We start from the raw sequence: 13611 nt of genomic DNA, 5'->3' as shown, positions 1-13611 counted from the left end.
ACAATGGATAATACGAAGATTTTAAATGGTATTTCGTGCTCATTTTCAAAAGGAATAACGTATGTAGTTGGAAATAATGGGGCGGGAAAAACGACACTTTTAAAGCTGCTCGCTACTGCACTGCAACCAGAATATGGGAAAATCAACTATTCGTTCTTAGTTCGAGACAAGCAGATTGGGACGTATAGAAAGAATTTAGATATTGAAGAAATTAGGAAAATCATTGGTTTTCTTCCACAACATTTTACAGGTCATCTTGATATGACGGTGGGAAGGTATGTAAAATATATCGCCTATCATAAGGGAGTGCCTCGAGAATTTATAAAAAAGACGGTGGCACACTGGTTGAAGGAGAGCGAATTAACTCAATTAAAGCGGAGGAAGATAAAGCATCTATCAGGGGGACAACGGCAAAAAGTTGGTTTAATCCAAGCGCTAATAAATCTTCCGCGAATTTGTATATTGGACGAGCCGTTTGAGGGATTAGATATGAAGGAACGGAGTTATTTTCAATCTATACTCCAGCGACTAGCTTATCATAGTATTGTAATCATTAGTACTCATTTGATTGATGAGCTTCAGCAATCTAGTGAAGATACATTACTTTATTTAAACGAAGGAAAAGTTACCTATTTTGGAGATCTGAGAGTACTTGATACTATAAAAAAGGAATTACGGAAAACAGGAATCGACTAAGCTCTAATTTGAAACCATTCCATTCCAAATTCCTTAAGCAAATGAAGTTGAATACGTAGTGATAAATATATTTAAGACTACTCAAACGCCATTTGAACGGCATCCTCCGTCAGATGGCGTTTTTAAGTGAAAATGAGTTAATTAAAGAATTGAGTGGTTATAGTTCAAATGTAGAAATCGCTTTGGAGATAATAAAACTACCCTTCGTCTTCCTTTAAACTGTATATAGAAAAATTACAAAATTTTAGTATACAGTGATACAATGAACAAAACTGGGAGGTTTAGGTACTATGGGGAAAAAGATGAAAGTAGCTAAATTGAACGGAAATATTATCTCCATTAATGATTACAGCCAAGAGAAAATGCCAGGAGATTTACAATGTAGATATTGTGAGGCCTCTTTAAGTTATGTTAAGAAACACTCAAGAGATTTAGGCGATAAAAGGATTATTGTTGGTCATTATTTCAGATTAAAGCCACGTATTTGACATGATGAAGGCTGTATAAATTCAGTTGATGGTAGTCTAAAAAATATTTATGCTAAACATGCGGATAATGAAATAATGACGATAGAGGATGAAACATACAAAGTTAGAATTTTACTTTTTGATAATAATCCAACTTTTCAAAGTAGTTCTTATCAAAAAGATGCTATAAATAATAAAAAAAGAAGAAATTCAAATTATATCCCGGCTGGAAAAAAGATCGCTTACTTATCTACGATTAAAAGTATTATGAAATTACGTTCTGAATTAGATGATAATACAGAAATACAAAATAAATTAACTCTTGAAATTTCATCTAATACTGGTGATAAAATCAATGTACGTTGGGGGAATTTTTACTTTGATTCAGCTAAAGATGAAGCTTATAGAAAGATGTTAAATTATCTTAAGCGAAAACATGATCACTCAATTTGTGTGGATGGTTATATTAAAGAAATTAAACCTATTAACGAGGGCTTTTTTTTAAATCTATTACCTCAAAACTTTTCACTTGAAGATAAAATAAATAAGGTATCAATAGGTTACTACGTGGAAAATCAGGATATAATTGAAAGATTAGAGAATCACATAAACAAGCGAATTGTTGTATGCACAATGTAAATTTCAAAAAAAGACGTCTTTTATTCCACCCAACAACAGAAAAAATGAGTCTATTACTTTTTATTATCATAATGTTAAAGGGAATATTTATGATAAAAATCAAATTTTATTAATAGATGATTAATTTTATAACACCTTATATATGAATAATTACCAAAGCTGAAGTGAGAAATCATTTCAGTTTTTTATATTTCTTGTTCTACAATTTTATTGCATAAACGCACAATGTTGCAAACAAGTTAACAATAAAAAGTTTGCCAGTCAAAAGAGATTAAACATATCTATAATCATACTAAAACGTCTTTTAAACGGTAGTTTACCGACAAATGGCGTTTTTAAGTGTTCTGAGTGTGAAGTGGAAAAATACGGAAGAAAAACATGATACAGGATTAAAAATAGGAAGTTTATTTGATGGAATCGGGGTATTTCCTCTCGCTGCTCCCCGTTATGGAATTATACCTACATGGGCAAGCGAAATAGAGAAAGCACCTGTTTCTATTACAAAACGTCATTTTCCAACTATGCTTCATCTTGGAGATATTACAAAAATAGATGGTGGAGAGATACCACCTGTTCATATTATTACATTGAGTTAACTTCCGAAGAAAAAATGAAGTTAGAAATGCATCGTATCGCAAAGGAGAACGAACGTTTACGCGCAGAGAATTTATTTTTAAAAAAGTTAGAGGAGATCGAAAGGAGGCGAAAATAAGCCAAATCCGGTTTGAGGATAAGTACATTGCTATTCAAGAGCTTCATCCAGAGAAATACTGAATAAAGAAATCATCAGAGATGGAAACTCTCCATGAAAAAGTAGATGGTATATTTGGTTATCGTCAAATGACCCTTCACATGAATAAGAAGTTTGAGGAGAAACTCAATCATAAAAGAACCTATCGGTTGATGAAAGTGGCTTGATTACAACTCCGTCATTCGTGTCAAAAAGAAGTAATATAAACGCTCTACCTCTCAACATGTGGCAGACAATATTTTAAATCATGTTGTATTCGAGACACTTGGCCAAGCCACAGCACTATTGAATGGAGAACACCTATTATCCATAGTGACCGTGGATTTCAATACACCTCTAAAGGGTTCAAACGTAACATAGATGCCGCAGAAATGAAAAGCATGTCATGAGTGGGGGTCGGTGTATTGATAATGGACCAATGGAGTCTTTTTTTGGGACACTGAAATGTGAGAAGTATTATTTACATACATATAAAACATTTGAGGAACTTACTAATGCAATAAATGAGTACATCCATTTTTATAATTATGAAAGGTATCAAAAAAGATTAAACGGCCTTAGCCCTATGGAATATAGAGCTAAAGCCGCTTAATCTTTTTTATTATTTCCACTGTCTACTTGACAGGGGGCAGTTCACTTTTTGTATATTGTTATCTAGTAGATATTGGTACAACACCAATAGTGAGGAAGAGAGATTTGAAACTGTCTGTCATTTGGCGAAAAAAGGTATAGAAGTTTTATCCTTGCATAAAGAGCGATTCACAAAATATGGATTGATTTTGAAAGAAAAGGCAAGTAAGTATGGAGGCGATGTTTATGTTTGAAGTAAGACCAGGTACTGTATTACTTCCAGCTGATGATTGTCTCTATGTATTTGATCGTTTCAAAAAAAATTCAAATTTGATAAAAATATAAACATGAATAATTTAGAAAAATTTAAATTGAATGAACCTATAAAATCAGAAGCGTTAAGAAACAATCAATTATATCATTTTAAGTCGGTTTGACATGGAGCCTCGGCGGGCATGATTTATGAGCCAAGCAGCTAATATGAAAAGGATATTGGCTCACACATAGAAAATGATATCATGCCCGACACTCCACGTAAAACCTGACGAATTTCTTATTAAACATTCAAGCTTGGATAATGAAATGTATGAGAGGATTTATAGACATATTGGATTAATGGAAGGCTATGAGATAGAAAATCGGGAGATGTCATATAAAAAAATGAAAACGCTACCATAATGATTGTGGGTCTTGGTGGCTTGGGAACATGGGTGTTACAATCTTTGATTATGATCGGCTTCCAATCGTTTATACTAGTGGATAAAGATAAGGTGGAAAAATCTAATTTGAACAGACAATTATTTTTTGGAATAGCAGATGAAGGATTATCAAGGGTAGAGGTAATGAAGAATGAGATGAATAAAAAATACCCTCGTATTCCTGCCTTACGTGCCCTACTACATGCTTCTTTGCATAAATCAAGAATACAAGTAGTCACATCTTCTTTGGAATAATCACGCAAGAGTGCTATTCCATGCCCGAAGCCCCCTTTTGTTTATGTTTGGTGAAGTCGCTAAAAACAGGGTTAAACCGATTTCTCATGCGGTGTAAGTTTTTCATCATACGGTACCTATCCCCCAAATATCTTGCCCCGGGGATGGCCACAATTTCTCTGGTACATCCTCGTATCTGCATTCAGCGATTCCTTGCTTTTTCCCGTCCATAACGACTTTTGCAAGAAATTTATTACACCAATTCCAATAGAGGAGGTGACCCCAAACTGATTTAATATGTCTCGCTGTATCTTTCGAGCAATCTCCCAGGGACCGCCGTAAAGCCTTTTTAACCCGTCAATCGTAACCCAACTTTCGTCCACACTGTAAACGTGTATAGCCTCAAATGGAGCATAGTTCTGTAATAGTTTTGTTATTTTAACCGGTACCTTTAAATAATCCTCCATATGGGCAGGAACAACAATAATATCAGGATCGTTTGGCAGTTCGTAATAACGACTTACGTTACTGATGCCATACCGTTTTTTTAAGAGCAGGAAATGCAGCTAGTACAATACTCCCCGGGTTACTCATGTCACCAACAACAGCAAGCATTACTTTCATAGGGTCTTTGCCCAATTTTACCGCCTCGATGCTGGCATAAAAAGAACGTTGATCGATACAGAGTACATCATTACGTGGATAATTCGAATAATCCACTTTGATTCACCTCACATTTTTCGGTTTTGGAACATTTGTTCTTGTTATATACAAGAACATGTAATTTATCAATGGCAATAAATAACAGTATAAAGTCTATTATTTTCCCTATTCCTTTTAAAGAACGCTGTTATACTGTCCAAGATTTATATTTTTTCTATAAAGATTGGTGCGGGAGCATGCTGTATATTTAGGTCAATAGAGAAGACATTTTCTACTCCTAATAATTCTTTTTCTCATTTTTTGCTGATTTTGATATGTATAAAAATAGTCTGCTTTATGTTTTGTATCGGAAAAAAAATTAAATATTAATAACAGTTAAATGTGTTAGAAGTGGCGAATTGCACTATACTAAGGACAAAAATTCTTTTGAAATCTTGCTTTCTCATCAAAAAAATATAAAATAGTTTTAGAATTATCTTATAATATGACTAAGGAGGTGTAGAAAAAGCTATGGATAACTACCCAATCCAAAATATCCCTCCCGAATATTGGACTGCAATTTCAAATAACGATAGTAGCTTCGATAATCAATTTTACTACGGGGTTAAAACAACCAAGATTTTCTGTAGACCTTCATGTAAATCTAGGGTCCCTAATAAAGACAATGTATTTATATTCGAAAATGCACAAGCTGCTTTACAAATTGGATTCAGGCCATGTAAAAGGTGCAAACCAGATAATATTTTATTACCGAATGAACAATGGATTGAATTGATATGTGAATGGATAGAAAGAAATTATCATGAAAATATTTCTTTAAATATATTGGCGGATACTTTCCATTCGAGTCCTTTTCATCTACAAAGAACTTTTAATAAAATAAAAGGGGAAAGCCCTTTGAATTATCTCCAACGAATTAGGGTAAATAATGCTGCAAAAAAATTACAAGAAACTGATCAATCAATACAATTTATATCTTCTTCCGTAGGGTTTCCAAATAACTCTTATTTCAGTACAGTTTTTAAGAAACATTACAATTTAACTCCAAATAATTACCGGAAAAAATTCAAAACCTAATATCACAGAAAAAGGAGCGAATAATCAATGGTATATAAAAATTATGTTTTACTTTTAGGTGCTGATCAATATTTAAGAGAAAGAGCTTTAGCAGGCATAAGGGAATTAACTCAATATCCCATTTGGACCGCTTCAGTAGAAGCAAAATACAAAAAAAATAGATATTTTGATTATAACTTGGAAGCTGATCCACAAGATGAAATAAGTTTATTAGAAGCGATTGAAAGACAAAAATTAAAAGGATGGTCACCTAAAGCAATAATACCTTTAAACGATTGGACGCTTAAAGTAGCACATAAGCTAAACAAGAAATTAGGTCTTACTAACATGCCTGAAAAAGTAATAGAATTATCTAGAAATAAAGATATAATGAAAAATGCATTTTTAGAAAACGGTCTTCCGACAGCCCCGTTCAGATTAATAAATAACGAAAAAGAGTTACTCCTAGCATCTGAAGAGGTAGGTTATCCAGCAATAATTAAGCCTTTTGATTTTGGGGGTAGTGGTGGTGTATATCTTGCTAACAATATCTCAGAAGCAATTGAGTGTTTAAAGAAGTCGAAGAAAGTAGTAAGTAAATACGCAAATGACTTTGGGATAGATGGTAGTAGTTTTATATTTGAGAAGTACATTAAAAGTGAAGAAGAGATTTCAATAGAAGTTGTTTGTTATGACGGGGAATATAAAGTATTAGCTGTCACTGAAAAATATCTAACACCCGAGCCCAGATTTGCCGAAATAGGACACTTAGTACCAAGCCATAGGACAGAGGATGAAAATTTAAAAGAAATTGCTTGTAAAGCTTGCGGTTCATTAGGAATTACAATGGGGTTAGCGCACGTAGAAGTAAAAATACAAAATAATAAACCATGGATTATTGAAGTAGGGGCTAGACCAGCTGGGGATGGAATAATGGACTTAATAGAAAGAGTGTTTGATATTAATCCTTACAAATTACATGCTGCGTCTTATTTGAATATTAACCCTTTTGAATTTTTTTCAACATCTCTAGAACCAAATGGGACAGCAGCAATAGCTTTCTTAAAAGCAGAACCAGGAGTTATTAGTAATATTAAGCAACCAATTAACCTTCCTGAAGAAGTAGAGTCGTTATGGATCCATGCACAAATTGGTAATTATTCAGAAGAAGCCAAATGCTGGAAAGATAGAGAAGGTGTTATCGAATTATTTTGGGATCAAACTTTTGACTACAAACCAACTAAACCTTTACTTATATCAGAATATTTATCATCAGAAATATTTACGGTCAAGGAAGTTGTAAAATATCATGATTAAATATATTTTGTTATCCGGTATATATAGATTCTTTTGCGGCGCAATAATCTTAGCAATTAACTGGAATTTAGCTATCGGGGACAATAGCAACTTTATATCATTAGCTATAGCTGTTCTTTTTTCATTTATTCCAGCAATATTTGTTCCGGTATTATTTAGACAATTGTTTAATAGATATCAAGGGCCGTTTCTAACATCAGTATCATTAATTGGTGTAGTAATTAGTTGTATTTTATTGAGTAGTTTTTACACATCAAATACTCTACTAATTATTATCAATTTCCTAATATGGATTTTCTTTTTTATGATGGAAACAACTTGGGAGACATGGTTTGTTGATTTGTCAAAAAATTATTCAGAAAAAGCCGTTTCTAAATATAGTTCGATATCCATGACCGTTAATCAAGTCGCCTTGATGTCTGGGCCATTAGCTGCGCCATTTATAATTGATAATTTATCTTATGAATTATTTTTTTACTTGATGGCTTTAACATTCTTCTCAGTCTCAGTTATGTCATATTTCCAAAAGGTACCAAACAATGGGAATAAGGTTACTAATATTGAGGGTGATACTAAAAAAATAAACTTATATTTATTTTTTTCATTAGTTCTGGTATGGCCAACCCTGGGAAGCATTAACTTTATGTTACCAGTATATGTGACAATTAATAACGGTAATATGTTAAATGTTGGAATATTAGATGCATGTATTAGTATTGGTATGGCACTAATCGGTATTGTTTTCTCCACACTAAAAGTGAATGACCTACGAATAAGAACGGTACTATCATTTACATCTATTTTAGCTGGATTTACTACATGGTGGTTCAGTGGATATTCAATAGTTGGTAACGCCATTGGTATTTTATTACTAGGATTCGGTTTCGGTGGATTAAGAATCATGATAAGGTATGTATTGGCAAGAAATTATACCCCTCAAGATGTAGCAAAATTAGTATCGAGGGCTAACGCTCTATCATTACCGGTATTAGGGATTGTATTAGCATCTGTCATGATTTCTATAAGACATACTTGGACGGCACCTTTTATTCTATCAATAATTATGTGTATGTTTCTGACATTAGGCTTAATGTTTGAGCAGAAAAGAAAAGAGCAGAATCAATATCAGGAATCAAACTTAGCGAAATAAAAAAATGACCACATTAGGTCATTTTTTTATTGTTTTATTATAATGGTTTTATTTTCATATACAAAAACCCGGTCATCGATGTGGTATTTTATTGCGTCTAGCAGAGTCTCTGATTCAATACTTTTTCCATGTTTTTGGTACTCATTCAGGGTTAATCCTTCAGGTATATGAATCGATTTTTGTGTTAATATAGGTCCGTCATCTAATTTTTCAGTGACATAATGCGCTGTTGATCCAAGGCGATAATATTTGCATGTACCCTTGCTAAGACTACAAAATCTATGTTTTTTTCTTTTAAAAGTTTAAATGCAATGTGATCGTTTTGTTTATTATTAGCTGTTAATTTTAATTGATAAAAGGTATCCCATATGATTCTACATATTCCATAATCACTAATTACAATCGGAATGTTACATAATAGTTCCCCTTTAAGTTCCCCTTTACTCCATTTCGATAACTCCTTTTAAACAGTGATCGTGTTTGGATACAAAAACCGCCATATTTTTTTAGTAACTTTCTATAGGATACTTGTCCTTTTATAGCTGATAAGAGTGAGTTAAGTTCTTCTATACCAGAACTAATTTGTAGTTCTATTCTTAAAAATATTAGATTCTCTGTTTTTATTTGGTGTTCATTTAAAGAGACTATAGTAATAAAAGGTTGCTTGATTATATTGACTAATTTTATGAGCATTGAGTATTTAAAACGACCATATAATTTTAATCTATAATTGTTAACATTCATAATCCATCCCCCTCATTTATTTAACCATATTAATTTGAAACCACAGAAAATTCTGCGTGTTTTTCAGAATATGTAGAATAAACAACAAAAATGCCAAAAAAAACCAAAGCATTACAATTCTGACTTCCTTACTATTAAGACATGGGTAGTTATTGCAACATATCTTTTGGTGTATGTTTTTAAAGGGGGATGAAATTTGAATGAAAAATACACCTTGCTTTATGATACAAAGGATATATTTGATGAGAGAGAAAAATTTCTATTAAGAAAGCTAAAGGTCGTTTTAATGAGTGATTTAAAATTACTTGAAAGAAAAGATCTAGAAAAATATAACATGCTAATTATATTAGAATCCGACAATCTATCGAAAGGGGAAAATATTAATCAGAAAGGATTTGATAGAGCCCATATTTCAATTATTAGAATAAGTCAAGTACCTAAAGCAGATGTCTTTGAGTTAATTATCAACATTATCAATACACAAATAGACTTCAATGAATTAACCCACATAAGTAATGAGAAAATAATTGAAGCATTACTTTACATTGACAATAATCTACAAAATTCTGACCTCAACTTAAAGAGTGTATCAAACTATGTATACTTAAATACTTCATATTTTTCTAGGTTCTTTAAAGGATCCATGGGAATTGGATTTAATGACTATATAATACAGCTTAGAATATCAAAAGCTAAACAAATGCTTACAAATGGACATTTAGTTACAGATGTATGTATGGCAATTGGTTATACTAATGTGTCTTACTTTTCCCAAATATTTAAAAAGAGGGTTGGAGTAACCCCTTCAAAATTTAGAAAGCGTTATTATTCAATAAATAAGGAGGAAAATAATGTATAGAAATTATTATGATCTTGTTGGTGTAGGATTTGGCCCAGCTGGAATTGCCTTAGAAACTGCAATTAGAGATTCAGAGGAAAGTAGTGGGGAGGAAGTTTACAAAAGAGTCTTTTTAGAAAAAAACAGTGACTCTGCATGGATGCCTGAGATGTTATTACCTGGTACAGATATTCAGCATCACTTTTTAAGGGATTTTGCAACACCTCGAAATCCAAGGAGTCAATATACATTTTCAAATTATCTATTTGAAAAAGAAAGATTGTTCACTTTTGGTTTGTTAGGTCACCCAAGTCGTACTGAATGGTCTGATTATGTTCAATGGGTGTCTATGAAAATCGATAATAAAGCTCAATTTAACGAAGAAGTTAAGCTTGTTGAACCAATAGTTGTAGAGAATTATGTAGAAGGCCTTAAGGTGCACACCATAAATAATTTAAACAATAAGAAAAATATTTATCATACTAAAAGTCTTATCTTGAATTCCGGTAGAAAACCCTATATACCTAGCTTGTTTAAAAATAAACAAGGTGACAAGGTTTTCCATGCAAGTAAGTTTAAAAGTTCAATACAGAATATTAGTAGTGATAATAACCCTACCTTTACAGTAATTGGTTCTGGGCAGAATTCTGTAGAAATAATTCTTTATCTAGCAAATAAGTTCCCAAACTCAAAAATTAATTCGGTTATTAGACATACAGGTTTTCGACTATATGAACTAGGTCATTTCACAAATGAAGTTTTTTTCCCTGACTTTACAAATTATTTTTACTCCTTAACACAAAAGGATCGAGATAAACTCTTCGAGCAAATCAAGCATACAAACTATTCAGCAGTCGACGATGATGTCAGCGAGTCCTTATATTGGAAAATGTATGAGGATAAGATTAGAGGTGAAGAACAGATAGAATTACATCGTTGTAAAGAAATAATCGATTTATCGGGACATAAAGGTAATTACTTATTAAATATCAAAGACATATATAACAAGGAAGAAAGTTACATTAATACAGATTACATTATTCTGTGCACTGGTTTTTTTGAGGAGGAGTATCCTGAAATTCTTCAACCAATGAAAGAGCACCTTAATTATAACAAAGATAATAGTATTCAAGTTTCCAAGGATTATAAAGTAAATACTAAATCTAATGTTAGAGCAAATATTTACCTTAATGGGTTAACAGAAAGGACTCATGGAATTGGAGATGCGGCTTCTTTTACTATGATGGCTACAAAAGCACAAAGAATACTTGATTCAATAGATAAAAACAATTTGATAAAAGAAGGTGATTTATTTTGAAAGTACAGTACTCGGATAAAGTCTCGCAAGTATGGCCACTGTTTACTAACGTCGATATAGACTATGGGAAAGATGTCCATTTATATGACCGTTTAGGTAGGAAATTTATTGATTTTACATCAGGAATCGGGGTTACTAATACTGGTCATTGTCACCCTAGAATAGTTAATGCAATCAAAGAACAATCCGAAAAGTTATTACATGGACAAACAACAATCCTATATAACTCAATGGTGGATCAACTATCGTACTCTCTTCAAAAGATTTTACCAGAAGAATTGAATTGCTTCTTTTTTTCTAATAGTGGAAGTGAGGCAGTAGAAAGTGCTATCAAATTAGTACGTCATGCGACTGGAAAGCCTAATATTATTTGTTTTCAGGGAGGTTATCATGGTCGTTCTATCGGAGCTCTATCATTAACCACTGCCAAATCAGTATATCGATCGGGTTATCAACCTCTTATGCCGGGTGTATTCGTTAGCCCTCATCCTTATTTCAAACAATATCAAGGAGAGGATACAGAAAAGAGGACAAAACAATGTTTAGATGAACTGGAACATTTGCTAAACTCTCAATCTTCACCAAGTGAAACAGCAGCTATGATAATTGAACCAGTATTAGGAGAAGGAGGGTATGTATCGCCTTCCAAAGAATTTATTAAGGGGGTAAGAGAACTATGTAATAAGCATGATATACTCTTAATTTTTGATGAAATACAAACTGGATTTGGAAGAACTGGGGAATATTTTGCATTTAAACATTTTGATGTTGTACCAGACATACTTGTTGTTGCAAAAGGAATAGCTTCTGGATTACCTCTAAGTGGGATAGTTGCAAATAAAAAGCTTATGGATAAATGGATTCCTGGTTCGCATGGTGGCACATATGGACCTAATCCTCTATCTATGGCTGCAGCTATTGAAACTATCAAAGTATTAGAAGAAGAAGATCTTATAAATAATTCTAAGCAGATGGGTAGTTATCTATTGTCTGGATTAGAAAAATTTAAAAATGAATATACCGAAATCGTTGATGTACGCGGAAAAGGTCTAATGGTTGGTTGTGAATTTGTTAATGAAAATGGCAGTCCTGGGACTTTAATAGCTGAAGAAGTCAGAAAAGAAAATCTATCACAAGGATTAATATTATTGACGTGTGGGCCATACAATCAAGTGATTAGATGGATACCCCCACTGACAGTAAAGAAAAGCGACATTGATAGAGCTTTAACTATTTTCGGTTCGGCTTTGAAGAATAGTTTAGGTAGAAAAAATGAACTATGATGTAATAGTTGTTGGGGGAGGAATAGTAGGAGCAAGTATTGCTTTTTATCTTACTAAAACTAAAGGTATTAATGTCTTATTATGCGAAAAAGGGAAACCGCCAGGTGATGGTGCAACTAGTATTTCTGGAGGGTTAATAAGAGTACATCATACGAATAAAGCAAATCAATATTTGTCTTTTAGAAGTTTACAAATATATAGGGAGCTTATGAAAAACAGAAAAATGGATTTTGGTTATAATCCAATCGGTTTTTCATTAATTGTTAGTCCCGAATACGTTAAAAATCTAAACAACAATGTACAGTATATGAACAAATTAAAGCTACCAACAATAATTTATTCTCCACAAGATTATAGTTTAAGGGAAAAATTTATTAACGTGGAGAATATAGGCGCTATATCTTACGAACCACTTGGAGGATATGGTGACCCAGCAAAATCGAGTATAACTTTCTTAAATGAGGCATTAAAGCAAGGGCTTAATTTAATGGAAGGAACAGAAGCCGAAAAGTTATTAATTAAGAAAGATAAAGTAGTTGGTGTGAAGACGAATTTTGCAAACATCTATTCTAAACAAGTAATAATCGCTTCAAATTTTTGGAGCAAAAAGCTTACGAAACAACTAGAATTTAACATACCCTTATATACCAAACGATTAGGTGTTGTATTTGCACATACACACAATTATAATGTTCTTTCTCATTCTTATATCGATGATACTTCTGATACGTACATGAGACCACTTCCCGACGGAAGAATTCTAATAGGAATAAAGTCTTCTGATTGTAATACGAATATTGACCATTTAAGCAAAAAAATCCATTATAACGAGGCTGAAGAAGCTCTATTTAGGGCTTCTAAAAGGTTTCCAGTTCTAAGTAAAGCAAAACTTTTAGGTGGACGTATTGGATTTGATAGCTATACCCCTGATCAATATCCTATTATTGGACAATCGGAAATAGAAGGGTTGTATCTATCAATAGGTTTTAGTGGAGGAGGCTACAAAATTGCTCCTGCAGTTGGTGAATTTATAGCTGAAGAAATAACTGGAAATAAAAAAACTAATGAACTTAAGTATTACGGACTGGAACGATTTAAGGATTATAATAACACCTATTTTCAAACAAGTAACATGTATAAATATATGTAATTTATCAAGAAAGGAGAGTTGTTATGGAGTTGAGAAC

Annotated in this window: 17 protein-coding genes and 1 pseudogene; 14 read left to right on the top strand and 4 right to left on the bottom strand. The window is 32.6% G+C overall.

All coding sequences use genetic code 11. From position 1 onward, the window contains the following. Positions 1-3 precede the first annotated feature (3 nt). The 7 genes from KBP50_RS17760 to KBP50_RS17730 all read left to right on the top strand — a co-directional run bounded on the left by KBP50_RS17760 (position 4) and on the right by KBP50_RS17730 (position 4076). Positions 4-696, top strand: coding sequence for an ATP-binding cassette domain-containing protein (locus KBP50_RS17760; protein ID WP_210967602.1), 693 nt, complete (start codon positions 4-6; stop codon positions 694-696). A 290-nt stretch (positions 697-986) separates the two neighbouring features. Further along, positions 987-1184, top strand: a complete 198-nt coding sequence (locus KBP50_RS17755; protein WP_050351744.1) for a hypothetical protein — start codon at positions 987-989, stop codon at positions 1182-1184. Between the two features lie 75 nt (positions 1185-1259). Continuing rightward, entirely contained in the window at positions 1260-1802 is a 543-nt protein-coding gene (locus KBP50_RS17750) for a hypothetical protein (RefSeq protein WP_050351743.1), read from the top strand. A gap of 350 nt (positions 1803-2152) precedes the next feature. Continuing rightward, the gene (locus KBP50_RS17745) at positions 2153-2398 is read left to right on the top strand and encodes a DNA cytosine methyltransferase (RefSeq protein ID WP_236691402.1); all 246 of its coding nucleotides are present in this window, start codon (positions 2153-2155) and stop codon (positions 2396-2398) included. 196 nt (positions 2399-2594) lie between these two features. Next, entirely contained in the window at positions 2595-2720 is a 126-nt protein-coding gene (locus KBP50_RS22820) for a helix-turn-helix domain-containing protein (protein WP_082240922.1), read from the top strand. Positions 2721-2938: 218 nt separating this feature from the next. After that, on the top strand, positions 2939-3145 hold the full coding sequence (locus KBP50_RS22815; RefSeq protein WP_082240921.1) for an IS3 family transposase: 207 nt from the start codon (positions 2939-2941) through the stop codon (positions 3143-3145). A 655-nt stretch (positions 3146-3800) separates the two neighbouring features. Further along, the gene (locus KBP50_RS17730) at positions 3801-4076 is read left to right on the top strand and encodes a ThiF family adenylyltransferase (RefSeq protein WP_050351741.1); all 276 of its coding nucleotides are present in this window, start codon (positions 3801-3803) and stop codon (positions 4074-4076) included. 116 nt (positions 4077-4192) lie between these two features. Here the strand turns inward: KBP50_RS17730 and KBP50_RS22690 are convergent, their stop codons facing one another. Then, the gene (locus KBP50_RS22690; protein WP_309245863.1) at positions 4193-4540 is read right to left on the bottom strand and encodes a Y-family DNA polymerase; all 348 of its coding nucleotides are present in this window, start codon (positions 4538-4540) and stop codon (positions 4193-4195) included. Positions 4541-4580: 40 nt separating this feature from the next. Then, positions 4581-4775 (bottom strand): hypothetical protein, encoded by a 195-nt coding sequence (locus KBP50_RS22685; protein WP_050351739.1) that lies wholly within the window; start codon positions 4773-4775, stop codon positions 4581-4583. 453 nt (positions 4776-5228) lie between these two features. Here KBP50_RS22685 and KBP50_RS17720 point away from each other — a divergent pair, with 453 nt between their 5' ends. From KBP50_RS17720 to KBP50_RS17710, 3 genes are read left to right on the top strand one after another with little or no spacing between them, the layout of a single operon-like run. Next, a complete protein-coding gene (locus KBP50_RS17720) occupies positions 5229-5795 on the top strand; it encodes a bifunctional transcriptional activator/DNA repair enzyme AdaA (RefSeq protein ID WP_050351738.1) in 567 nt (188 codons plus the stop codon). Positions 5796-5822: 27 nt separating this feature from the next. Beyond that, a complete protein-coding gene (locus KBP50_RS17715) occupies positions 5823-7091 on the top strand; it encodes an ATP-grasp domain-containing protein (protein WP_050351737.1) in 1269 nt (422 codons plus the stop codon). Next, complete coding sequence (locus tag KBP50_RS17710) at positions 7084-8241, top strand: MFS transporter (protein WP_050351736.1); 1158 nt, start codon at positions 7084-7086, stop codon at positions 8239-8241. Before KBP50_RS17715 ends, KBP50_RS17710 begins: the two co-directional genes overlap by 8 nt. Before the next feature lie 26 nt (positions 8242-8267). Here the strand turns inward: KBP50_RS17710 and KBP50_RS22810 are convergent. Beyond that, positions 8268-8468, bottom strand: a pseudogene (locus tag KBP50_RS22810) (formyltransferase family protein); the annotation flags it as partial. A gap of 169 nt (positions 8469-8637) precedes the next feature. Continuing rightward, a complete protein-coding gene (locus tag KBP50_RS17700; protein ID WP_050351735.1) occupies positions 8638-8985 on the bottom strand; it encodes a hypothetical protein in 348 nt (115 codons plus the stop codon). A 196-nt stretch (positions 8986-9181) separates the two neighbouring features. On the opposite strand from KBP50_RS17700, the gene KBP50_RS17695 reads away from it, so the two are divergent. Genes KBP50_RS17695 through KBP50_RS17680 form a run of 4 tightly spaced genes read left to right on the top strand, consistent with a single transcriptional unit; the run spans position 9182 to position 13574 of the window. Beyond that, entirely contained in the window at positions 9182-9844 is a 663-nt protein-coding gene (locus KBP50_RS17695) for a helix-turn-helix domain-containing protein (RefSeq protein ID WP_050351734.1), read from the top strand. Continuing rightward, positions 9837-11141 carry a SidA/IucD/PvdA family monooxygenase gene (locus tag KBP50_RS17690; RefSeq protein ID WP_050351733.1) on the top strand — a complete coding sequence of 435 codons (1305 nt, stop codon included), beginning with the start codon at positions 9837-9839 and terminating at the stop codon, positions 11139-11141. Before KBP50_RS17695 ends, KBP50_RS17690 begins: the two co-directional genes overlap by 8 nt. Further along, positions 11138-12424, top strand: coding sequence for an aspartate aminotransferase family protein (locus tag KBP50_RS17685; RefSeq protein WP_050351732.1), 1287 nt, complete (start codon positions 11138-11140; stop codon positions 12422-12424). The genes KBP50_RS17690 and KBP50_RS17685 overlap by 4 nt, the downstream gene beginning before the upstream one ends. After that, on the top strand, positions 12414-13574 hold the full coding sequence (locus KBP50_RS17680; protein WP_050351731.1) for an NAD(P)/FAD-dependent oxidoreductase: 1161 nt from the start codon (positions 12414-12416) through the stop codon (positions 13572-13574). Before KBP50_RS17685 ends, KBP50_RS17680 begins: the two co-directional genes overlap by 11 nt. The last annotated feature ends 37 nt before the right edge of the window (positions 13575-13611 follow it).

It is taken from the genome of Virgibacillus pantothenticus, assembly GCF_018075365.1.
Taxonomy (GTDB): Bacteria; Bacillota; Bacilli; order Bacillales; family Amphibacillaceae; genus Virgibacillus; species Virgibacillus pantothenticus.
The sequence above is the reverse complement of the archived record's forward strand: the minus strand, read 5'-3'. Positions and strand labels throughout refer to the sequence as shown.